This is a genomic window from Tumebacillus amylolyticus, assembly GCF_016722965.1.
In the GTDB taxonomy this organism is placed as follows: domain Bacteria; phylum Bacillota; class Bacilli; order Tumebacillales; family Tumebacillaceae; genus Tumebacillus; species Tumebacillus amylolyticus.
The window spans coordinates 1,046,182-1,067,859 of sequence record NZ_JAEQNB010000001.1 but is presented as its reverse complement, the minus strand read 5'-3'; the positions used below and the strand labels follow the sequence as shown (position 1 = coordinate 1,067,859).

The window sequence follows — 21,678 nt, the reverse complement described above, 5'->3', positions numbered from 1 at the left end:
CCGTCGCCATCGTTTCTATAAAAAAGAGACCTGCCTCCTCAGAGGACAGGTCTCCTTTTTTCTAGCCGACTACTTTCGTCAGTTGGGTCCAGACGCGGTTAAGATCCAACTCGGCGAGCTTCTCCTTGGCGGATTCCATCTTGATGGAGAGGCGGCAGTCGTTCACGGTGTGGACGAGCGGGACGTCGAGGACGATCGTCGCGAGCAACTTGCTCAGGCGGGCGATCTCTTGGTGCTCCTCGATTTTGTCCTTCATCTTGCCTTTGAGCAGATGGCGGTTCTCGATGAGGTTCTCGACCGTGCCGTACTCGTCCAGCAGTTTCTTCGCCGTTTTCTCCCCGATGCCCGGCACGCCCGGGATGTTGTCGGAGGTGTCGCCCATCAGACCTTTGAGGTCGATGATTTGCGACGGGGTCAGGCCCCACTCTTCGTACAGCGAAGCCGGGGTGTAGTAGTTCATTTCGGTGATGCCTTTCTTCATGATCGCGACCGTTACTTTGTCACGCACCAATTGCAAAGCATCGCGGTCCCCCGTCAACACCAATACGTCGTGCCCTTCGTCTGCCGCCATGTGCGACAGGGTGCCGATGATGTCGTCCGCTTCGTAGCGCTCGTCCAAGTGCTGCGGGACGCCGAGTGCGTCGAGGACTTCCTTCATCGTGTCAAACTGCGGGTGGAGCATGTCCGGCAATTCGCCGCGCGTGCCTTTGTACTGCGGGTACAGTTCACGACGGAACGTATCGCGGGACACATCCCACGCCACAAACAGATGGGTCGGCTGCATCTGCTCGACTGCTTTCAACAGCATGTTCATAAACCCAAAGACACCGTTCGTATAGACACCGCGCGACGACTGCATGATGCGACCGCCGTACGCGCTGGCAAAGTACGCACGCACGAGGAGAGACGAGCCGTCGACGACGAGAAAGTTGCTTTTATTCAACAAGGTGTTGTTCCTCCGTTCTAGTCACTCTAGCTACCATTATAGCACACCGAAAAACCCCCTTGTCTGCCAAGGGGGTTCCTTTTATTTCCCTCGATATTCGCCCTGGCGTTTCTCCAGCAAGGCACGCACGGCTTCCAGATGGTCTTCGGTCTCCGTGACGATGGCCATGTGCGACGAGACGAGGTCGAGCGCCGTACGCAAATCGGTGCGTTGGCTCTGGTAGGCGGCGCGTTTGATCAGTCGCACGGCAACCGGCGGTTGGGCGGCGATCTTGGAGGCGAGTTTGTAGGCTTCGTCCAAGACTTGCTCTGCCGGAACCACGGAGTTGACGAGGCCGATTCGCTCCGCTTCTCGGGCGTCGATCCTGTCGCCTGTCAGCAACAATTCCAACGCTTTCGCCATCCCGACGAGCTTCGGGAGAAAGTACGCGCCTCCGTCGCCCGGTACGATGCCAAGCTTCACGTACCCTTCGGAAAAACGGGCCGTGTCACTCGCGACCCGCAGGTCGCACATCAACGCCATGTCGAGACCGGCACCGACTGCATCTCCGTTGAGCGCAGCGATGACCGGCTTGTCGACTTGCTCCAAAGTCAGCGGCACCCGTTGGATGAGTTTCCACAGCGAGTTCTTGCGGGCGAGGCCGGTGGTGTAGGTGTCGATCTCGTCGTCGCCTTGGGCGAGAAAGCCTTTGCCTTCGCGCATCGCCCGCACGTCGCCGCCGGAGCAGAACGCTCGTCCCGCTCCGGTGACGACGACGACGCGGATGTCGTCGTTGTCGCGGCACTCTTCCAAGGCAGAGACCCATGCTTGGATCATCGGCACGGAGAAAGCGTTCAGCGCCTCGGGGCGGTTGAGTGTGATCGTGGCGATATGGTCCTTGACTTCAAACAGCAAGTCGCTCATGAGGTGACCTCCAAATCGTTCAAGGCGTCGAGGTTGTCCTTGATCTCCGAAGGGACGAAGAACGACGCGATGGGGTTGCTTGGTTCGACTTCGGGAATCCAGTGGCCTTCGATGCCGAGGGCGCGGGTCGTCACTTTGAAATGGGCCATCGCGATGCCGCAGCAGAGTCGGGAGGAGTTGGGGGCGCCTGCGTAGAGCGGCGCTTTTTCCTTGTAGTCTTCTGTGGCGGAGAGCGAGATGCGGCCGTCTCGATGGTACATGATGTGCCAAGGTTGTTTGTTGAACGACGACGGCGCGATCTGCACCGCTTCGATGGCGCGCAAGAACCAGTGCGGCGGGGTGATGTCTTCGAGGTAGTGAATCTCGGAGACGTCCTTGCGTTTGCCGCGGTTGGTGCTGCCGAATTTGAAGAGTCCTTCGTAGAGCGACGTCATGCCGCCCTGCTTGGCGGTTCCGATGGCGACGACGCAGAGAACTCGTTCGCTTTTGCCAAGACCTGCGATCTTGCCTGCTTCTTCGGGGCGGAAGAAACCTCCGACCCAGCAGGATTCCAGGCCGAGAGCGGTGGCGTAGAGCACGCACTGCTCGCCCATGTAGCCAGCTGCTTCGTAGAAGTGCGGTCGGTCTACGTCGGCGATGATCGCGATCAGGGCCGGGGCGTTGGTGACTTTGCCGTAGGAGCCGAGGAAGCCTTTGAAAATGCGCGAGGTCTTGTCGGTGCCTTCGATGAAGACAGCGCGGGTGTGCGACTCCGGATAGGGTTCCCAGCCGGAGTCGAGGAAGTTCAGAAGTTTCGTGCGAATCTCTGTGGAGAGAGGTTCGCCTGTATAGGAACGGCTGCTGTGACGGAGTTCGACTCCTTCGAACAGCGGGATCGCTTGTTCACGAGTTAGCGTGCGCGTTGGGTCAGACACGAGACGTGACTCCTTTCCTTCAAAGGGTATACGTCTCTAGTCTACAACAAGGTGAGAACCATGTACACCGCACTTCCCCACATGATCACAGCTGAAATTCGGTTGATCAGAGGGAGAACACCTCGGTTGAGTTTGCCGATGAGACGGCCGGCGAAGGCGAGGGAGAGAAACCAGAGCAGCGAGACAAGCATGGAGGCGGCGGTGAACCAAATTTTGTCCCCGCCCGCATAGGAAAGCGAGGAGGTTCCGATGACGCCGACGGTGTCGAGAATGGCGTGGGGGTTGAGGAGAGAGACGGAGGCGGCGAAGAGAATTTGCCGTTTGGCGGAGAAGGTTTCGCCGTTGTCGTTGTCCTGAGGGGAGTCGCCGGAGGAAGCGGCGCTTTTCCACGTCAACCAGCCCATGTAGAGCAGGAACAGCACGCCGACGACGATCAACAGCCAGCGCACCCAGGCCACTTCGATGACGAGGAGCGAGACGCCGAGCACCGAGAGCAAAATCAACAACCAATCACAAATCGTCGCCGTTACCACGACAGGCAGCGCCCGCAAGAAAGACCCTTGCCGCGCTCCCTGATTAAAAACAAACACATTCTGCACGCCCAAAGGCAATATCAACCCAAACGCCAACAAAAACCCATGCAAAAAAGCCAAGACCAACACCCTTTCAAAAAACTAGATTCAAAAACCCCCGACCACAAGTGGACGGGGGGTACCTATTCATCATGACCCTATCGATGGACGGAGGTCCCTATTCCCTCCATGCCCATTTGGATGGACGGGGGTTGGCTATTCCCTATGGCCCATTTGGATGGACGGGGATTGCCTATTCCCTCTTGCCCTTTTGAATGGACGGGGGGGTCCTATTCCATCATAACTTTCTGGATGAACAGGGTCGTTTCTTTGGCGAGGTCGACTTCTTTGACATCGTGGGACTCCCATTCGCCTTCTTCTTTTTTGAAGACGCGGACGATCGGGCGGGACGGCAGACCTTTGTGTTGGGCGACGACCATGCCGACTTGGCCGTTGTCGAGCTTGATCGAGACGCCCGTCGGATACACCGCCACCGAACGCAAGAACTGCACGACCACTTCATGGTCAAACTGCTTGCCCGCCAAACTCATCATCAACTCTGTCGCTTCATGCGGCAACATCGGCTTCGTGTCCTCGTTGCCCGCAATCAAGTTGTCAAACGCATTCGCCACCGCCACGATCTTGGCGTACGGGTGAATCTCATCCCCGGTCAACCCGCGCGGATACCCGCTTCCGTCAATATGCTCATGATGTTGCAAGCAGCAATGCGCCGCGATGATGGAGATCTCGTTTTTCTTGCGCAGACGCTTGTACCCGCGCCACGTGTGGTTTTGGTCGTTGGAGAGCCCGGATGGAAGATCGTTGCTCTCTTCCTTCATCATCTTCTCCGGCAATTCGATCTTGCCAATATCGTGGAACATCGCGCCGACCGCCAAATCGCTCAACTGCCCGCGATTGAGACCCATGTTCGACCCGATGACCAGCGACAGAATCGTCACGTTGATCGCGTGAATGAACGCCCGGTTGTCTTTGGTTCGGATGTCGGAGAGCGACACGAGGACTTTTTTGTTCTTCATGATCTCGTCAATAATCGAGCCGGTCGCTTGCGAGACCTGCTTGGTGTTGAATTCACTGCCACCCTGCACATGTTGCACCGCCGTGGCAAAATTGCTCAACGCTTCCCGTCGCGTGGTTTCCGAAACGACTTCCTCCACCACGACATCGGCAAACCGCGCATCTTGGATAAACAACATCGAGACGCCCAGACGACGCAGCGTGCTCAACATCCCAACCGTTAATTGAACCCCCGCGTTGAGCAGAGGTCTCCCGTCATTTGTGTAAATCGACCGGGCCAGCACGTTTCCGGGCTGCACCGTGTCTACCGATACATGGCGCATGGGCGAAATCCCCTTTTTCCAACAATTCGTGACAATTTTCCTATTTCTAATTTACCATATAACCGGCGCATTAGAAACTGCTCAACTTTGGCTGGGGATTCGCTTTTTTTGTAAAAAAGGCTCGTCAGCGACGCGCGACTTTGCCCGCTCCCGATTGGTCGAGCGGTTTGACGATGATCGCGTCGATGTTGACATGCTTCGGACGAGTCGCCGCCCACGTGACGCAGTCGGCAATGTCTTCGGCGGTAAGCGGAGTCATGCCGGCGTAGACGGCGTCCGCTTTTTCCTGATCGCCGAGGCGTACCACGGAGAAGTCCGTCTCGACCATGCCCGGATCGACGGTGGTGATGCGAACCGGCTTGCCCAAGAGTTCGTGGCGCAGAGCTTCGGTGATCGCACGAACTGCAAATTTCGACGCGCAGTAGACGCCGCCGCCCGCGTACGCTTCACGACCTGCGATCGAACCGAGGTTGATGACGTGCCCGTTGCCTCCCTCGATCATATGCGGAACCGCCTCTCGGGTCATGAGCAACAGCCCGCGCACGTTCGTGTCGAGCATCGCGTCCCAGTTCGAGACGTCCGTTTCTTCGACGAGCGGCGTCGTGCCTTTGGCGAGACCTGCGTTGTTGAGCAGCAAGTCGATGCGGCCGAAGTGGTGTTTGACGGCGGCGACGAAGTCTTTCACTTGGTCGTGGTGACGGACGTCGATTTGCATAAGGAACGGCTCATGTCCCGTGGCTTCCTTGATTTCGGCGGCGACTCCCGCCAACTTGTCCAGATTGCGTGCGCCCAGCGCCACTTGGAATCCCGCTTCCGCCAGTTGCAACGCGCTCGCCCGGCCGATGCCCGACGACGCTCCGGTGATGATCGCGACTTGTCCTTGTACTTTCAATGCCATATGTATCTCTCCTTGTTTCGCTGTGCGTTTCGTCTATAGGTGTAGTTTACTCGGACTCGTCGAAAAACTCCATCGTTGCCACCAAGTGTTGCAGGAGCGATTCGACGTCGTTGATGTTGTCTTCGTCGATCTTGCCGCGAAATTGCAGCGTGATGCGATAGTGCCCGAGCGTGACTTCGACGCCGGTGTTGGTCATCAGCACGGTGGAAAGTTCGTGCTGGGAGGTCGCGACTTCGCCCCAGACGTCGGCGAGGTGGCGTTCGTACTCGGCGGCTTGGGCCGCTTTTTCGGCGGGCAGTCGGAACTGGAACTCCAACTCGCAGCCGGGCAATTGGTCGGCCGTGCGGATGCGGCGGAGTTCGCTCGCGAAGTCGAGCAGCCCGCTTTTCAACTCAACGGTCGCGTGGATTTCGCTGTCCGGCTTGCGGACGTTCATGCGAAACGTTCGCGACATCGTGGCGAGGTCCACGAGGTCCTCTCGCCCGCTGACCAGCAGGCGTTTGTCATGGTCGAGATCATAGAGTGCGCCTTCGAAGACGACTTTGAGATTGTCATAGATAGTGGGATCAAACAACCGTAGTTCCTCCTCACAGCCAGTGCGTGTTACAATCAGCATAGCACGTTTTTCCAATCTCATGCGACGGGGGGACCACCATTTGATGACACGTTTGCAAGAATTTCTCGACCGTATGATTCCACGAATCGTAGACTTACATAAGCTCTCGAACGACGCGTATTGGAAAGCCACCACGACGGGCGACCCGGCGGACGAAGAGCGGTACGCCGCGTTGAAAGCCGATTTGCTGAAGTTGTTCGCCGACCGCGACGCCTATGCTCAATTGCGCGAATTGCGTGAATCGGGTCAAATCACCGATCCGCTGTTGGCTCGTCAGTTGGAAATCCTCTACTACAGTTATGCAGAGCAACAGATTGACGCGGAGGACATCGAAGAATTGGTGCGCCGCGAGACGGAGATCGAGGGACGTTTCACCTCGTATCGTGCGCTGATCGACGGCGAGAAAGTCTCGGACAATGAAATTTATGACATCCTCGGGAGCGAAACTTCCTCTGAGAAGCGCCGTGCGGCGTGGGAAGCGAGCAAGCAGATCGGGGTGGAAGTGGCGCACAACGTCATCGAGTTGGTAAAGTTCCGCAACGGGATCGCCGCGAAACTCGGGTACTCGAACTACTACGAGATGAGCTTGGCGTTTCAGGAAATCGACCGTACGGAGCTGTTTGATGTGCTCGGACAGTTGGAAGTTGCTACCCGCGCGCCTTTTGCCGCGATGAAAGCGGAGTTGGACGGCGAGTTGGCGGCGCGCTGCGGCATCGACGTTTCGGAGATGCGCCCGTGGCATTATGCGGACCCGTTCTTCCAAGAAGCTCCCGCGTCGGAGGGCGTCGATCTCAACAAGTATTTCGCCGACCAAGACGTGGTCGCGCTCTCCAAAGTATACTTCGACGGGGTCGGGCTGGAGATTCAAGACATCCTCAACCGCTCCGACCTGTACGAGCGGGAAGGCAAGAACCAGCATGCGTATTGCACCGACATCGACCGTGAGGGCGACGTGCGAATTCTCTGCAACGTCCGCGCCAACGAATACTGGATGGCGACGATGCTGCATGAACTCGGACATGCCGTGTATGACCAGGAGTTCGACGCCAACCTGCCGTGGTTGTTGCGCGGTCCGGCGCATACGTTGACGACGGAAGCGATTGCGATGCTGTTCGGTCGTTTGACCAAAGACGCCGATTGGCTGACGAAGATCGCCGGCGTCCCTCCCGAGGAAGCGCAAGCCGTCTCATCGGAAGTCGCTCGCCAGTTGACGCGTTCGATGTTGATCTTCGTGCGTTGGGGCTTGGTGATGACGTACTTCGAGCGCGACATGTACGAGAATCCGGATCGCGACTTGAACACGCTGTGGTGGGACTATGTGGAGAAGTTCCAGATGGTCAAACGTCCGGAAGGCCGCACCGCACCCGATTGGGCGGCGAAGATTCACCTCGGCACCGCTCCGGTCTATTACCAGAATTACATCCTCGGCGAACTCTGCGCGTCGCAATTCCTCGCGGCGATGGAGCGCGACCTGAACTTGACTTCCGTGACCGAGGAGCCCCGTGTCGGGCAATGGCTCACGGAGAAAGTCTTCCTGCCGGGAGCCCGCTACTCGTGGAACGAAATGATCCGAAATGCCACCGGTCAAGAGCTGACCCCGGAGTTTTTCGTGAAGCAGTTTGTTTGATGACCATGGAAGTGCGTCTGCAAGTATTGGGCAAACCGTTTCATTGCCCTGTCTGTCAAGGCGATGAGTGGATCTATTCCGTGGTTCGGATGCAAGTGAGGGATTCTGAGATGAGACCGTACCCGAATTGGGAGGAACAAGTTCGTTATGCGTTCGACTGTATATCCTGTGGGTATGTCGTTTTGTTTGGAAGAGAGTATGACTGGGAAACCGGAAACCACAATTTCTATGTCACACCGCTGGACAAAAGCGAATAATCGAACCCCTTACCTCAAAAAAAAGACCCGGTCACAATCTTGTGACCGGGTCTCTTTTTGCTTCGAGGTTACTTGGGCAGTTTGACGGTGATCGTGGTGCCGACGCCCTTCTCACTGCGGATGTCGAGGATGCCACCGTGTTCGTGGATGATCTTCGAAGAGACGGTAAGACCAAGGCCTGTGCCTTCGGTCTTGGTGGAGTAGAACGGGCTGCCGAGGTTGGCAACCTCCTCCTCCGTCATGCCGACTCCCGTGTCTTGGATCGTGCTCGACACGTACTTCTCATCCTCTTCGGTATGGATCGTCAGCGTCCCGCCGATGTTCATCGCCTCGAATGCGTTCTGCATGAGGTTGAGCAAGACTTGCTGAATCGCTTCTTTGTGCATGAGGACCGGCGTCAATTCCCCGAGGTCGGTCACGACGTTGATGTTGCGCAGCGTCGCTTGGTTCTGCACCAAGACCAACAAGCGCTCGATCACCCCGTTGACGTCCGCCCGTTCGCGGGTGACATCGGAGGGCTTCGTCATGAGCAGAAAATCGCGGATGATCTTCTCCATGCGGTCGACTTCCTCAACCATGATCCGCGTATACTCGCGAATCTCGGTGTCGCCCTGATCTCCTTTGAACTTGTGCTCAAACAATTGGAGAAAGCCTTTGATCGAGGTCAGCGGGTTGCGAATCTCATGCGCGGTCGCAGCCGCCAATTGCCCGACGACGGCGAGTTTCTCCGATTGGATGATCTCGCGTTGGAATTTCTTGTTCTCGGTGACATCGGAGAAGCAGAGCATCTGCCCCGCCGGATGTCCGTCCTCATCCAAGAGTTCCGTCCACTCGAAATCGCCCAAGATGCGGTCGTCGCGCTTCAATTCCACAACCTGCCCCTTGATGATCTGCTCGAACATTTCGTGGGCGTCTTCCGGTTCCAAGCGCTCCAAGACCTGAAGCACCGGCCGGCCGATCAATTGGTGTTCCGAATCGCGCATCCATTCACAACCCCGCGGGTTGATTTCTTGCAAGCTGCCATCGGTGCTGAACACCAAGATCGCTCGTTTGTCGGCCATAATCATATAGCGGTATCGAGAATGCAAGCTAACCGTCGCTACCTCACGGTCGAGGTGGTCAAAGCGGTAGTTCAACACGAGCAACGCCGCTCCACCCGCAGCGAGTAACAGCAAATGGATCACAAACGGAACGACGGGAATGTCGGAGATGTGAGCCAATGCCGACGGGATCACGCCCAGCAACGCCGACCGATGCAAGGCCAGCATGAGGTACGCGAGTGCCAGTGCCAAAGCCACGCCGGAGAAAACTCCCTCGATGGCTCGGATGCTGCTGGACGTGGAGTGCTTGCGTTTTTGCATGAACAACCACATGACACCCCACCAAACCGCCGTGTTCAACCAATAGAAGCCAAAGGTGAGGATCGCCATACAATCCCTCCTACGTCGGGATTCCAACTTAGGATACAGATTCGCTGTGATCAGACCTATTTCCTGCGAAAGTCTAAATTCTGTAGACAACTTTTGAGAAATCGGTTGTTTTCATTTAATAACGCAATTTGATCAACAACTTGCGAATGTGTTCGTCCTCCACCAACACGTCGTCGTAATAGCGGTTGGTGATCTCCGTCAACACCACGTCATGGTAGAAAAAGTCGAGGAAAAACTGCACGAACTGCGGCGACGACGTCATCACGCCCTTCATCTCGCCCCCGTGGAAGATCGCGAGCAGAATCCGCGCTTCGTCCACGATCAACAACCGCCAACGCTCCAAGGAATGATGTTCCCATTGCGGAACGGGGAATGTCGTCAAGTGTTGGAGTGCGGAAGAAACGGAGCCGAGCGACAGCGCTTCGACTTGGATGCCGTCGGCTTGTTTTTGTTCAAGCAGTGGGCGCATGGTTTCGAATTCGTCCGCCCAGAGCGAGAGCCGGATGGAGGAGGTGGCTTTTTTGATCCATTCCTCCATCGTGAGCAGCATCGAGGAGTCTTGCTTCAGCATCCAGACGCGGTCGTCGATTTCGGGACGATCTTCGCGGTAGGCGTCTCGCAACTTCTCGACGTTTTGGTAGAAATTCTGGGTGAGGGCTTTGATGACGATCTCGATGTCTACCGCTTGGTACTCGCTTTTGTTGCCGGTCATCGATTCGAGGATGATCCCTTTGTCCACGAGGCGGTGCAGGACTTCGTAGATCTTGCCGCGCGGTACGCCGGAGTCCTTCGCCAGCGCGTAGCCGGTCATCGGTTTGCCGACGTGGTGCAGAGTCTCGTAGACTTTGTTCTCGTAATCGGTGAAGCCGAACCGGGTGAGCATACTCGCTTACATCGCCTGCGGGGCTTGGAGGCCGAGCAGGTGGAGCGACGTGCGCAGAACTTGAACGGTCGCCGCGACGAGGTGCAGACGCGCGGTGGTGACTGCTTGGTCTTCGTCGATGACGCGGACGTGCGCGTAGAATTTGTTGAACGCCTGCGCGAGGTCGATGACGTACTTGCCGATCACCGACGGGTCGAAGTCGGCGCCCGCACGTTGGACGACGTTCGGGAAGTTCAGGAGCATCGTGACGACCGCCCACGATTCTGCACCTTCAAGCGCGCCGGACGGCAGCTCGACTTTTTCAGCGGTGAGTTCGTAGCCCGCTTTGCGCAGGATGGAGCAGGCGCGTGCGTGGGTGTATTGAACGTACGGGCCGGTTTCGCCTTCGAACGTCAGCATGTCTTCGAGCGAGAAGTTGATGTCGTTGAGGCGGAAGTTTTTCAGGTCGTGGAAGATCACGGCGCCGACCCCGACCGCTTTGGCGACTTCGTCTTGGTTTTCGAGGTTCGGGTTTTTCTCGGCGATCACGTTGCGGACATCGTCGATCGCTTGTTGCAGGACCTCGTCGAGCAGGACGACTTTGCCTTTGCGGGTGGACATTTTTTTGCCGTCTTTGAGCATCATGCCAAACGGGATGTGGTGCATCTCCTGCGCAAAGTCGTAGCCCATTTTTTCCAGCACTTTAAAGACTTGCTTGAAGTGCAGGCGTTGTTCGCCGCCGACGACGTAGAGCGCTTTGGCGAAGTCGAAGTTTTCATGGCGGTAGAGCGCGGCTGCGAGGTCGCGGGTTGCGTAGAGGGTCGCGCCGTCCGATTTTTTGATCAGGCAGGGCGGCATGTCGTATTCGTCCAGTTTGACGACGAGAGCGCCTTCGTCCTCGACGAGCAGACCTTTTTCTTCGAGCAGGTTGACGACGCGGTCCATTTTGTCGTTGTAGAACGCTTCGCCGTGCAGGGAGTCGAATTTGATGCCCATGAGTTCGTAGGTTTTGTTGAATTCCTTGAGCGACTCGTCACGGAACCATTGCCAGAGAGCGGTGGCTTCCGCGTCGCCGTCTTCGAGCTTTTTGAACCATTCGCGGCCTTGATCTTCGAGGGTTTTGTCATTGGCCGCTTCGTCGTGGAATTTCACGTAGAGGCGGAGCAGTTCCGGGATCGGCGCTTGGCGGACGGCGTCTTCGGAGCCCCACTTTTTGTACGCGACGATCAGTTTGCCGAACTGGGTGCCCCAGTCGCCGAGGTGGTTGATGCGCACCGGGTTGTAGCCGAGTTTCTCGAGGATGTTCGCCAGCGCGTTGCCAATGACGGTGGAACGCAGGTGGCCCATGGAGAACGGCTTGGCGATGTTCGGCGACGAGAGGTCGATGGTGACGTTTCCGCCGTGGCCGATGTTGGTCGCGCCGTAGGCGTCGCCTGCGGTTAGGACGTTCGAAATGACGTCGGAGGTGACCGCTTGTTGGTCGAGGTAGAAGTTGATGTAGGCGCCGACGACTTCGATGTTGCCGACGGGAACGCCCGCTTCTTGGAGAGCCGGTTGGATGTTTTCTTTGAGTTCAGCGGCGATCATCGGCGGCGCTTTGCGCAGGGTCTTCGCCAGTTGGAAGCACGGGAATGCGATGTCGCCCATCTTGGGGTCTTTCGGAGTTTCCAGGAGGCGGAGGGCTTCAGACTCCTCCATGTTGGCCGCGTGGGCGATGACGCCCGCGATTTGATGTTTGTAGGACATGTGTGAACACTCACCTTTTTGTATGAAATAAAAAAAGCTCCCGTCTCTTAAAAAGATAAGAGACGAGAGCTGTTGCTCCCGCGGTACCACTCTTGTTGCTCCTGATTCTACCTAGAAAAAAAGGAGCCGCTTTGCGCTGTAACGGGCAGACCCGGCCCCGCCTGTTCGGGGGGCATCTCCGAGGTGCGCTTCTCCATGCTTGCTCCTGACCGGGCTCCCACCATCCCCGGCTCGCTGTGTGTCAACGCAGGCTGGATACTTTCCTCATCGCAGACGTTCTTGACCTATTATATCCAGAGGGATTGCGGGATGCAACTTTTACCGATGATTGGGCTTGTCTATGGGATTGAAATGCTGTTCGGAGACGATCTGCGAGCGACGGACGAAGTCGTTGTAGACGCGGCGGAACAGGCGGTACGTCCCGATGGCGACGGCGAGGTCGTCGGTGTAGCCGAGCAGGACGATGAAGTCGGGAATCAAGTCAACCGGGGAGAGAATGTAGAGAATCCCGCCGACGATCAGCAACTTGTCGCGAAACGCCGTCTGCTTGTCCTTGAACATCCCGGCGACGTTTTGAAAAAATGTGGGCTTGTTGTTCATGGAAACTCCCTCCCTTGACATGGCGTATCTACTAGTATGTACGTACAGGCACTCAAAAAGTTTCCGGAGTGAGCGACGATGAAAAAAAGCCCCTGCCCACTTGAAGTGGACAGGGGCTCTTTTTGCTTAAAAGACTTTCGCTGCGAAGTCGGAGAGTTTGTTGAGGGACTCTTGCTCGACTTCTGCGTGCAGGGAGTTGCCGTGGGAGTCCATGGTGACGATCGCTGCGAAGCCTTCGACTTCGAGGTGCCACATCGCTTCCGGGACGCCGAATTCCATCAGGTCGACGCCTTTGACTTTCTTGACGCAACGCGCGTAGTATTGCGCCGCGCCGCCGATGGCGTTGAGGTAGACCGCGCCGTGCTCTTGCAGGCCTTTCAACGTCTTCGGACCCATGCCGCCCTTGCCGATGATCGCGCGCAGGCCGAACTTCTTGATGATGTCCGCTTGGTACGGTTCCTCGCGGGACGAAGTGGTCGGGCCCGCCGCTTTGACGTGCCATTCGCCCGTTTCGTCTTGCAACATCACCGGACCGCAGTGGTAGATGACGCCGCCGTTCAAGTCGACCGGAGTCGTGTGTTCCGGCTCGATCATGTATTTGTGGAACGCGTCTCGGCCCGTGTGCATCTCGCCGTTCAAGATGACAACGTCGCCGACTTTGAGATCGCGAATTTGTTCTTCGGTGATCGGAGCTTGCAGAACCACCGTGCGCGTGCCTGCATCGCCTTCGACTTGACGCTTCGTGGTGTCGATGGCGTCGACTTCTTCTTTGTACTGCCATTCGTTGATCGCACCGGTCTGTGCATCGAGCACGACGCCCAGACGACGGTATGCCCAGCAGTTGTAGGCAACCGACACGTAGAACGAAGCCGGCAGACGGTTCATCACGCCGATTTTGCAACCGAGCAGGGAGACTTTGCCGCCGAAGCCCATGGTGCCGACGCCCAGATGGTTCGCGGTTTCCATGATGTACTCTTCGAGCTTCGCGAGGTCTGCAATCGGGTTCACATCGTCCACGCGGCGGAACAATTGTTCCTTCGCCAGCGTATAGCCCGAGGTGCGGTCGCCGCCGATGCCGACGCCGATGAAACCTGCGGAACAGCCTTGGCCTTGCGCTTGGTACACCGCGTGCAAGATGCACTTGCGGATGCCGTCGAGATCGCGGCCTGCCTTGCCCAGACCTTCGAGTTCGGTCGGGAGTGCGTACTGGATGTTTTTGTTCTCGCAGCCGCCGCCTTTGAGGATCAGCTTGACTTCGATGTCATCGCGTTCCCATTGTTCAAAGTGAACAACCGGAGTTCCCGGGCCGAGGTTGTTGCCGGAGTTTTCGCCCGTCAAGGAGTCGACGGAGTTCGAGCGCAGTTTGCCCAGTTTGGTCGCTTCGGCAATTGCTTCGAGGATTTGCTTTTTCATCACGATCTGGTTGGCACCGACCGGGACATGGATGTGGAACGTCGGCATGCCGGTGTCTTGGCAGATCGGAGACTCTTCCTCTTGCGCCATGACGATGTTCTCGGCGATGGTGTCGAGAGCCAGCGAGGAACGGTTGCCCAGTTCTTCGGCGAGACGTGCCTTGGTGACAGCCACGCGAACGTCGGACGGGAGGTTGGTCGAAGTTTCGATGATCAATTTGAGCATGGATTCTTTGAATTGTTGCATTTGTCTATCCCCTTTAAGTAAGCGGGTGAGCCCCGCAGGTTCCGAACAAGCATCGTCTCTCATTATAACATGGCTGGCATAGAAAAAAAGAGACCGGACACACACCTCCGGTCTCTCCACTCCCTATGCTTTTACCGACAAAAGTTGCTCGGCGATGCCTCGGACATCGCCTGCGCCCATCGTCAAAACCAACCCGCGCTGCGAGGATTTCTCCCGGCGAATCCACTCGGCGCCTTCTTCGAGGTTGTTGACGACGATGACTTTCTTGCCACGCGAGCGAATCTGTTCTGCCAATTCTGAAGTCAACGCTTCCGCCTCGTCGCCTTTCTCACGAGCCGATTGGAAGATCTTGACGAGCATCACTTCATCGGACAAGGTCAACGCTTGAGCGAAGTCCTCAAGGAACTTCTTGGTCCGCGAGATCGTGTGCGGTTGGAACACCGTCAGCAACGTGTCCTCCGGGAACGACAGCTTCGTCGCTCGAAGCGTCGTCTCGATCTCACTGGGATGATGCGCGTAGTCATCGTACAGCTCCAACCCCTCAAACTGACCGAGGTAGTCGAAGCGACGGTACACGCCGCGGAAATCGGAGAACGCCGCCTGCACATCGGAGAACGGAACGTTCAGCAAGCGCGTCACCGCGACGGACGCCAACGCATTCAAGACGTTGTGGCGGCCCAAGGCACGGACTTCGATGACGCCGAGTTCCGTATCTCGTTCCCACACGCGGAATTTCAAACGACCGCGGGATTCCTCCACATGAGTCGCATAGATGTCGTTGTCGGTGTTCAGGCCGAAATACACGGTGCGGCCCTCCGTCTTCAACTTGCGGCACAGCTCTTGGTCGCCCCAAGCGATCAGCGCGCCGTCTGCCGGAACTTTGTCCACGAACGTCTGGAACGCCGAGAACACGTCCTCCAAGTCATGGAAATAGTCCGGATGGTCGAAGTCGATGTTGTTGACGATCGCAATCGTCGGATTGTAGTTGTGGAAGCTGCGACGGTATTCGCACGCCTCCGCGACCAGATAGCCCTCGCCAAAGCGCGAGTTGGAGCCGATGTCATAGTTCTTGCTCCCGATGACAACCATCGGGTCGAGCCCCGTCTTCAACAACAGGTTGCTGATCATGGACGTCGTCGTGGTCTTGCCATGCGTGCCCGAGATCAGAATCGTGCGCTTGTCGTTCATCAACTGGCCGAGTTGCTCAGGATAAGAAAGCACCGGAATGCCCTTTTCCTTCGCAACTTTGATCTCAATATGGTCATCTCCATACGCCGGAGAGTGGCAAACCATGTCAACGTCCGTCACGTTGTCAGCGGACGGAGTCACGATGTGGGTAATGCCGGCTCCGTTCAGCAAAGCGTCGGTGAAAAAAACATCCGCGCTGTCCGAACCCGTGACTTGAATCCCCATACGCGCGTAGATCTGCGCCAAGGCACTCGTCCCGGAGCCTTTGATCCCCACAAAGTGGATTTTCTGCATGCGGAGAGACCTCCTCGTTAGAAGTCTAGTCATAAGAATGACAGTCTTTAGTATGGGCAAAGTCACACGAAATTGCAAATAACGAATTATTACAAAACCTGAACCGAGCTCTCCATCGGAAACTCAAAGCGGAACAACACGCCCTGCCCTTCGTCGCTTTCGACGGTGACATGGGCGAAATGCTCGTGCATCGTGCGGTAGACCATCGTCAACCCCAACCCGTTCCCCGCGTCTTTCATGGAAAAAAACGGCGTGCCCAGCAAGTGCAGCTTGCCCGCCGGAATCCCCATGCCGTTGTCCTGCACTTCGATGACCAACGTCCGACCCCGCCGAAAGTGTCGCAGGGTCAGCACGGGGTCCTCCAAGTCTTTCATCGCTTCCAACGCGTTCTTGATCACGTTGAAAAACGCCTGTTTCAACGTCTCGCGCCGTCCCAAGACCGTGCAGTCCTCGTCTTGAAACTCACAGACGACCCGCTTTTTGTACTGCTTGTCGTGAAACAGATCGACCGTATGCTTCAACAGCGGTGCCATGAGCAACGGCGACTTCGGCGCATCGGGCACCGGGGGTTTGGCGACGTCGAGCATCGAAGAAATCGTATCGATTCCGCGATCCAATTCCTCCATCGCGATGTTCAAAAACGCATGCGGCTGCACTTCGGCGAGCAGTTGCAAAAATCCCCGCGTCGCCGTCAACGGATTGCGCACCTCATGCGCAACACCCGCCGCCATCTGTCCAATCGACGCGAGACGTTCGACGTCGAAGCGTTTTTTCTGCTCGTTGAGGTAGGAGTTTTTCAGCTCCATGTAGCAGGCCATCCAGTTTTGCATCGCGAGCTCGACGTTGTGCGTCATCTCTTCGGCCACTTGCAAGCTCAGCGGCAAATCCAGTTGCTGCTCCTCGGCATACTCCATAAAAAACTGCTGCAACACGCGGCGGAACATCCGAAATCTCTCAATCGCCTCTTCGGGCGGGACATCCTGTACGGCACGCTTGGCGCTGGTCTCGCGGGCCCACTGCAGCATTTTTTCCCGAGCGGGCCCGAAAAACGACGAGAACACGATGTCCAAGAGCTCCTCCGCTTCCTGTCGCAGCGTCTGCTCGTAGAATTTGTCTTCCACATGGTAAAAAAAGTTCTGATTGTCTTCATGGCGATCCGTCCACCAGCGGTAGGTGAATTCCCGAATGCGCTCCTGCATGCGGGCACGGAAACCCTGCACGACTGTTAGCATATTCTCATACCCCTTATACGTTCAGGCACTTGTACTTGGTTTAGATACCTGACATTATACCTTACCAACGACACCAATGGGCAACAGACTGAATTCCTCATTTTTGAGTTTCCGTCTCACTGCCGGTCGGGACGAACGGTTCGACATGAATCATCACTTGCTCGATTTCTTCCCTGTCGGTCAGCGTTTGCTCCACTTGATCGGTGAGGCAATGGCTTTCTTGAACGCTCAGATTGGCGTCGACCGCAATCACCGCATCGACATGCACGTCGCTTCCGTGACGACGCGCTTTCAAGTCGCGCACTTCCAACACGCCGTCAGACGATTGAATCAACTGCCGAATCTCGCCCAACTCCCGTTCGTCGTAGCCGTCGCTGAGCGCATGGGCCGCTTCGTAGAAAATCTCATACGCCGTTTTCGCGATGATGACTCCGACGACCAGCGCCATCACCGGGTCGAGCCAATGCCAGCCGAATCGTGCTCCGAGGATGCCGACCGTGGCCCCGAGCGACACCAAGACGTCTGCCCGATTGTCGGCCGCCGCCGCTTGCAGGGCTTGCGATTTGATTCGTTTGCCAAGCCGCGAATTGTAGAGATAGACGCAGACCATCACGCCCGCCGAGAACAACGCCGTCCACATCGAGATGAGGTCGGGCGTAATCGCCTCTCCCCGCATCAAACTCTGCACGCCGTCCCAAAGCACATCGACGGCAACGGACGCCATGATAAAAGCGGCCGCAAACGTCGCGATCGTCTCCGCTCGGCGATGACCGTACTTATGATCTTCGTCGGCCGGCTTGCGGGCGATGCGCAGGCCGATCAGCACCGCTACAGAAGCTACGATATCGGTCGCGTTGTTAAGCCCGTCGGCGAACAGCGCTTTCGACCCCGCATAGTGCCCGACCGACAATTTCAACGCCGAGAGGAACAGATACGCGAAGATCGAAACCCAGGCTCCGCGCTCGCCTTGCTTCATCCGATCGTTTTTCTCAGCGAGCGACACCGACGCTTGGATCGTGTTCGCGTCGTTTCGGCGGATGAACCGTCCCCGCTGCTTCACACCGCCGCTCAATGGATCACCCCGTCGTGCGGGAAGTCCCCGTTGTGCTTGCCGATTCCTTCCTCCGCCATTTTGTTTTTCAACTTGTCCACCAAGTAATTGCCGAGCATCTCGAACAGCTCCATTCGGGACATGCCCTGAATCCATTCCAACATATGCTCGGGTTCGAGGTCTTCCAGAATTCCGCTAACGATGATGATCGCGTCTTCCTCGTCGCCGACCAACTGGTCTTTGTACAGTTCATACATCTGATCCACCAAATTCATCACAGACCGCCTCCTCCCACCCCGCAGGGGTTTTTGCGTAGTTTTCCCAGACCCACGAAAAACTTCCGAAATAGTTTTCTGTAGGTTTGCGTATGTTGCCGTAGTATTGCCACTATTCTTAATGCAGTCATTTTTCTAGACAGGAAATGCAAGGGGGTGTCACACACACCATGATTCATTTTTCGCAGATCAACAAGCACTACGGTCAATTCCACGTCCTGCGCGACATCGACTTGCACATCAAACCCGGTGAAGTCGTCGTCGTCATCGGACCGTCCGGATCCGGCAAATCGACGCTTCTGCGTTGCATCAACCGTTTGGAGACCGTGACGAGCGGCGAGTTGGTGGTCAACGGCACCAAAGTCAACGACAAAGCCACCGACATCAACAAACTTCGCCGTGACATCGGGATGGTGTTCCAGCACTTCAACCTCTACCCGCACATGACCGTTCTCGACAACATCTTGCTCGCACCGACCAAAGTCAACGGACTGAGCAAGAGCGAAGCGTCCGAGATCGCCATGAAGTACCTGACCAAAGTCGGCATCCCGGACAAAGCCAAGTCGTTCCCGTCCCAATTGTCCGGCGGTCAGCAACAACGCGTCGCCATCGCGCGCGGGCTTGCGATGAAGCCGAAGATCATGTTGTTCGACGAACCGACTTCCGCGCTCGACCCGGAGATGGTCGGCGAAGTGCTCGACGTCATGAAATCGCTTGCTCAAGAAGGCATGACGATGGTTTGCGTCACGCACGAAATGGGCTTTGCCCGCGAAGTGGCGGACCGCATCGTATTTATGGACCAAGGCCAGATCTTGGAGGAAAATACACCGGCCGAATTCTTCGCCAACCCGCGTGAAGAACGCGCCCGTCAATTCCTCTCCCGACTCAACCATTAGAAAGGGGTTTCTCACTCATGAAAAAATCTTGGAAAAAAGCACTCTCCCTGCTTCTCGTCTCGTCTGTTGCAGCTCTCGCACTCGTCGGTTGCGGCTCCTCCTCCTCTGACAGCGGCAAAACGACCGACTCCGGCTCCAAAACGGGCACCGCGACGTCCGCAACTCTCGACGCGATCAAACAGCGCGGCAAATTGGTGGCAGGCGTGAAGTTCGACACCAACCTGTTCGGCCTGAAAGACCCGGCAACCGGCACTGTCGCGGGCTTTGACATCGACATCGCGAAAGCTCTGGCGAAGGACATCCTCGGCGACGAAAGCAAAATCGAGTTCAAGGAAGTCACCTCCAAGACCCGCATCCCGATGCTCGACAAAGGCGACATCGACATCATCATCGCAACCATGACGGTCACCGAAGACCGCAAGAAGCAAGTCAACTTCTCCGACATCTACTTCAAAGCGGGTCAATCCCTGCTCGTCAAGCAAGGCTCCGACATCAAGTCGATCGACGACCTGAAAGCGGGCAAAAAAGTCATCGCCGTCAAAGGCTCGACTTCCGCAATCAACATCAAGCAAAAAGCACCGGATGCGCAAATCCTCGAATTTGACGACTACGCACAAGCGTTCACCGCACTCAAGTCCGGCAAAGGCGACACGCTGACCACCGACAACGCGATCCTCATGGGCATGTCCCAACAAGATCCGTCCTACGTCCTGACCGGCGGCCTGTTCACCGACGAACCGTACGGCATCGCATCCAAGCACGGCGATGACGAGTTCACCAAATACCTGAACACCTTCCTCAAGAAAATCAACGACAGCGGCGACTACGCTACGATCTACAAAAAATGGTTCAAAGAAGATCCGAAGAAGTAAGAACGACCCCAAGCAGCCACAACTGAATGACCGGCTCGCCTGACCGGAAGGAGCGACCTCCGCTCCTTCCTTTTTTAGTAAGACATTTTTAGCAAGGCTCTTTTTTGAAAAGCTCCTTGAAAGGGGTGATCCCAATGATCGACATTACAATTTTGACAGACCATTTCAGTGAATACCTCGATGGCTTCTTGACCACCATCGAAGCGTCTCTGCTCGGCTTGCTCGGCAGTTTCGTGCTCGGCGTCATCATCGCCGTCTTCCGGATTTCGTCTGTGAAGCCGCTGCGCTGGTTTGGCACCGCGTACGTTGAATTTCTGCGCAACATCCCGCTTCTCATCACCGTGTTCCTGTTCTACGCCGGGATGCCCGCCCTGCACATCAATTTGAGCGGGTTTGCCTCCGGGACGCTGGGACTTGCCGTGTACACTTCTGCGTTTATCGCCGAAGCGATCCGCGCCGGGATCAACGCCGTGCCCAAAGGCCAGATGGAAGCCGGCCGCTCGTCGGGCCTGACCTACATCCAGACCATGCGTTACATCGTGTTGCCCCAAGCGATCAAAGTCGTCATCCCTCCGCTTGGCAACCAATTCATCAACCTCGTCAAAAACTCGTCGATCCTCGGCGTCGTGGCTGGACTCGATCTCATGTACCAAGCGGACATCATCAATTCCGAAACGTTCGACGTGTTCTCGACCTACATCTTCGTCGGTCTCTTCTATCTCGTGCTCACCATCCCGCTCAGCTTGTTCGTGTCCTACCTCGAACGCCGGCTGAACCGGGCTTATTAGGAAAGGGGGCGCTGACACATGGACTTTCTCGGTGCCTATTCCGCCGCCAACATCAAGTACATGTTGCACGGCCTTGGCGTGACGCTTGAGATCGCGGTTTGGTCGATTGTGCTCTCGTTTGTTTTCTCGAACTTGATCGCGATCTTGCGCTATGCCCGCATCCCGGTGATCTCGCAACTTCTCTTCCTCCTCGTCGAACTCGTTCGCAACTTGCCGTTGCTCTTGATCATCTTCTTCACGTTCTTCGCCGTGCCGGAAGTTCTGGACATCAAGACCACGCCGTTGACGGCGGCAATTACCGCGCTGACGATCTTCGAGACCGCGATGATCTCCGAGATCATCCGCGGCGGTCTGAACTCGATTCCCAAGGGCCAGATCGAAGCGGGCCGTTCGTCAGGTCTGACCTACATCCAGACCCTGCGCTACATCGTCTTGCCGCAAGCGCTGCGCAAGATGGTTCCGCCGTTGGTCTCCCAATTCATCTCGCTGCTCAAGGACACCTCGCTCGTCATCATCATCTCGCTCGAAGAGTTGATGCGCGCCGCGCAGATCGTCTACAGCCAGCAAGTGGACTACGTATTCCCGGTGTTGATCTTCGTCGCCCTCTGCTACTTTGTGATCAACTATTCGCTCTCGTTGATCGCAGGTCGCTTGGAGAAGCGGTTCAACGTCTAGTCGAAAAGTTCTGAACAAG

Annotated in this window: 21 protein-coding genes and 1 other annotated feature; of the genes, 5 read left to right on the top strand and 16 right to left on the bottom strand. The window is 56.6% G+C overall.

Annotated features, from left to right (window positions below):
• Positions 1-61 precede the first annotated feature (61 nt).
• From JJB07_RS04860 to JJB07_RS04830, 7 genes are all read right to left on the bottom strand, one after another.
• Complete coding sequence (locus JJB07_RS04860; RefSeq protein WP_201631622.1) at positions 62-946, bottom strand: 5'-3' exonuclease; 885 nt, start codon at positions 944-946, stop codon at positions 62-64.
• An 81-nt stretch (positions 947-1,027) separates the two neighbouring features.
• Positions 1,028-1,849 carry an enoyl-CoA hydratase-related protein gene (locus JJB07_RS04855; RefSeq protein WP_201631619.1) on the bottom strand — a complete coding sequence of 274 codons (822 nt, stop codon included), beginning with the start codon at positions 1,847-1,849 and terminating at the stop codon, positions 1,028-1,030.
• Positions 1,846-2,763 (bottom strand): nitroreductase family protein, encoded by a 918-nt coding sequence (locus JJB07_RS04850; protein WP_201631617.1) that lies wholly within the window; start codon positions 2,761-2,763, stop codon positions 1,846-1,848. Before JJB07_RS04850 ends, JJB07_RS04855 begins: the two co-directional genes overlap by 4 nt.
• Before the next feature lie 41 nt (positions 2,764-2,804).
• On the bottom strand, positions 2,805-3,422 hold the full coding sequence (locus JJB07_RS04845) for a LysE/ArgO family amino acid transporter (protein ID WP_201631615.1): 618 nt from the start codon (positions 3,420-3,422) through the stop codon (positions 2,805-2,807).
• 203 nt (positions 3,423-3,625) lie between these two features.
• A complete protein-coding gene (locus JJB07_RS04840; RefSeq protein ID WP_201631613.1) occupies positions 3,626-4,693 on the bottom strand; it encodes an HD-GYP domain-containing protein in 1,068 nt (355 codons plus the stop codon).
• 124 nt (positions 4,694-4,817) lie between these two features.
• On the bottom strand, positions 4,818-5,591 hold the full coding sequence (locus JJB07_RS04835) for an SDR family NAD(P)-dependent oxidoreductase (protein WP_201631611.1): 774 nt from the start codon (positions 5,589-5,591) through the stop codon (positions 4,818-4,820).
• Between the two features lie 46 nt (positions 5,592-5,637).
• On the bottom strand, positions 5,638-6,165 hold the full coding sequence (locus JJB07_RS04830; protein WP_201631609.1) for a hypothetical protein: 528 nt from the start codon (positions 6,163-6,165) through the stop codon (positions 5,638-5,640).
• A gap of 85 nt (positions 6,166-6,250) precedes the next feature.
• Here JJB07_RS04830 and JJB07_RS04825 point away from each other — a divergent pair, with 85 nt between their 5' ends.
• The gene (locus JJB07_RS04825; protein WP_201631607.1) at positions 6,251-7,834 is read left to right on the top strand and encodes a M2 family metallopeptidase; all 1,584 of its coding nucleotides are present in this window, start codon (positions 6,251-6,253) and stop codon (positions 7,832-7,834) included.
• Positions 7,835-8,159: 325 nt separating this feature from the next.
• Here the strand turns inward: JJB07_RS04825 and JJB07_RS04820 are convergent, their stop codons facing one another.
• From JJB07_RS04820 to JJB07_RS04780, 9 genes are all read right to left on the bottom strand, one after another.
• On the bottom strand, positions 8,160-9,521 hold the full coding sequence (locus JJB07_RS04820) for an ATP-binding protein (RefSeq protein WP_201631606.1): 1,362 nt from the start codon (positions 9,519-9,521) through the stop codon (positions 8,160-8,162).
• A 115-nt stretch (positions 9,522-9,636) separates the two neighbouring features.
• On the bottom strand, positions 9,637-10,404 hold the full coding sequence (locus JJB07_RS04815; protein ID WP_201631603.1) for a TrmB family transcriptional regulator: 768 nt from the start codon (positions 10,402-10,404) through the stop codon (positions 9,637-9,639).
• Between the two features lie 6 nt (positions 10,405-10,410).
• A complete protein-coding gene (argS, locus tag JJB07_RS04810; protein WP_201631601.1) occupies positions 10,411-12,129 on the bottom strand; it encodes an arginine--tRNA ligase in 1,719 nt (572 codons plus the stop codon).
• A gap of 55 nt (positions 12,130-12,184) precedes the next feature.
• Positions 12,185-12,409: a binding site (T-box leader), on the bottom strand.
• A gap of 38 nt (positions 12,410-12,447) precedes the next feature.
• Complete coding sequence (locus tag JJB07_RS04805) at positions 12,448-12,729, bottom strand: YkvA family protein (RefSeq protein ID WP_236587611.1); 282 nt, start codon at positions 12,727-12,729, stop codon at positions 12,448-12,450.
• 126 nt (positions 12,730-12,855) lie between these two features.
• The gene (locus JJB07_RS04800) at positions 12,856-14,388 is read right to left on the bottom strand and encodes a fumarate hydratase (RefSeq protein ID WP_201631597.1); all 1,533 of its coding nucleotides are present in this window, start codon (positions 14,386-14,388) and stop codon (positions 12,856-12,858) included.
• A 123-nt stretch (positions 14,389-14,511) separates the two neighbouring features.
• Complete coding sequence (gene murC, locus JJB07_RS04795) at positions 14,512-15,870, bottom strand: UDP-N-acetylmuramate--L-alanine ligase (RefSeq protein WP_201631595.1); 1,359 nt, start codon at positions 15,868-15,870, stop codon at positions 14,512-14,514.
• Positions 15,871-15,959: 89 nt separating this feature from the next.
• Entirely contained in the window at positions 15,960-17,102 is a 1,143-nt protein-coding gene (locus JJB07_RS04790) for a two-component system sensor histidine kinase NtrB (RefSeq protein WP_201631593.1), read from the bottom strand.
• A gap of 97 nt (positions 17,103-17,199) precedes the next feature.
• Positions 17,200-18,078: a cation diffusion facilitator family transporter gene (locus JJB07_RS04785; protein ID WP_201632746.1), complete on the bottom strand. Its 879-nt coding sequence runs from the start codon at positions 18,076-18,078 to the stop codon at positions 17,200-17,202.
• Positions 18,079-18,170: 92 nt separating this feature from the next.
• Positions 18,171-18,428: a DUF6154 family protein gene (locus JJB07_RS04780; protein WP_201631591.1), complete on the bottom strand. Its 258-nt coding sequence runs from the start codon at positions 18,426-18,428 to the stop codon at positions 18,171-18,173.
• A gap of 170 nt (positions 18,429-18,598) precedes the next feature.
• On the opposite strand from JJB07_RS04780, the gene JJB07_RS04775 reads away from it, so the two are divergent.
• The 4 genes from JJB07_RS04775 (at position 18,599) to JJB07_RS04760 (ending at position 21,659) form a co-directional block, all read left to right on the top strand.
• A complete protein-coding gene (locus tag JJB07_RS04775) occupies positions 18,599-19,324 on the top strand; it encodes an amino acid ABC transporter ATP-binding protein (protein ID WP_201631589.1) in 726 nt (241 codons plus the stop codon).
• A 17-nt stretch (positions 19,325-19,341) separates the two neighbouring features.
• Positions 19,342-20,196 (top strand): glutamate ABC transporter substrate-binding protein, encoded by an 855-nt coding sequence (locus JJB07_RS04770; RefSeq protein ID WP_201631587.1) that lies wholly within the window; start codon positions 19,342-19,344, stop codon positions 20,194-20,196.
• 134 nt (positions 20,197-20,330) lie between these two features.
• On the top strand, positions 20,331-20,984 hold the full coding sequence (locus tag JJB07_RS04765; RefSeq protein WP_201631584.1) for an amino acid ABC transporter permease: 654 nt from the start codon (positions 20,331-20,333) through the stop codon (positions 20,982-20,984).
• 18 nt (positions 20,985-21,002) lie between these two features.
• Entirely contained in the window at positions 21,003-21,659 is a 657-nt protein-coding gene (locus JJB07_RS04760; protein ID WP_201631581.1) for an amino acid ABC transporter permease, read from the top strand.
• Positions 21,660-21,678 lie beyond the last annotated feature (19 nt).

Excerpts from the sequence above, each read along its gene's own strand:
- JJB07_RS04855 (WP_201631619.1), bottom strand. The coding sequence starts at position 1,849 with ATGAGCGACTTGCTGTTTGAAGTCAAGGACCATATCGCCACGATCACA.
- JJB07_RS04840 (WP_201631613.1), bottom strand. The coding sequence starts at position 4,693 with ATGCGCCATGTATCGGTAGACACGGTGCAGCCCGGAAACGTGCTGGCC.
- JJB07_RS04835 (WP_201631611.1), bottom strand. The coding sequence starts at position 5,591 with ATGGCATTGAAAGTACAAGGACAAGTCGCGATCATCACCGGAGCGTCG.
- JJB07_RS04825 (WP_201631607.1), top strand. The coding sequence starts at position 6,251 with ATGACACGTTTGCAAGAATTTCTCGACCGTATGATTCCACGAATCGTA.
- JJB07_RS04820 (WP_201631606.1), bottom strand. The coding sequence starts at position 9,521 with ATGGCGATCCTCACCTTTGGCTTCTATTGGTTGAACACGGCGGTTTGG.
- JJB07_RS04815 (WP_201631603.1), bottom strand. The coding sequence starts at position 10,404 with ATGCTCACCCGGTTCGGCTTCACCGATTACGAGAACAAAGTCTACGAG.
- argS (WP_201631601.1), bottom strand. The coding sequence starts at position 12,129 with ATGTCCTACAAACATCAAATCGCGGGCGTCATCGCCCACGCGGCCAAC.
- JJB07_RS04805 (WP_236587611.1), bottom strand. The coding sequence starts at position 12,729 with ATGAACAACAAGCCCACATTTTTTCAAAACGTCGCCGGGATGTTCAAG.
- JJB07_RS04800 (WP_201631597.1), bottom strand. The coding sequence starts at position 14,388 with ATGCAACAATTCAAAGAATCCATGCTCAAATTGATCATCGAAACTTCG.
- murC (WP_201631595.1), bottom strand. The coding sequence starts at position 15,870 with ATGCAGAAAATCCACTTTGTGGGGATCAAAGGCTCCGGGACGAGTGCC.
- JJB07_RS04790 (WP_201631593.1), bottom strand. The coding sequence starts at position 17,102 with ATGCTAACAGTCGTGCAGGGTTTCCGTGCCCGCATGCAGGAGCGCATT.
- JJB07_RS04785 (WP_201632746.1), bottom strand. The coding sequence starts at position 18,078 with ATGAAGCAAGGCGAGCGCGGAGCCTGGGTTTCGATCTTCGCGTATCTG.
- JJB07_RS04780 (WP_201631591.1), bottom strand. The coding sequence starts at position 18,428 with ATGAATTTGGTGGATCAGATGTATGAACTGTACAAAGACCAGTTGGTC.
- JJB07_RS04775 (WP_201631589.1), top strand. The coding sequence starts at position 18,599 with ATGATTCATTTTTCGCAGATCAACAAGCACTACGGTCAATTCCACGTC.
- JJB07_RS04770 (WP_201631587.1), top strand. The coding sequence starts at position 19,342 with ATGAAAAAATCTTGGAAAAAAGCACTCTCCCTGCTTCTCGTCTCGTCT.
- JJB07_RS04765 (WP_201631584.1), top strand. The coding sequence starts at position 20,331 with ATGATCGACATTACAATTTTGACAGACCATTTCAGTGAATACCTCGAT.
- JJB07_RS04760 (WP_201631581.1), top strand. The coding sequence starts at position 21,003 with ATGGACTTTCTCGGTGCCTATTCCGCCGCCAACATCAAGTACATGTTG.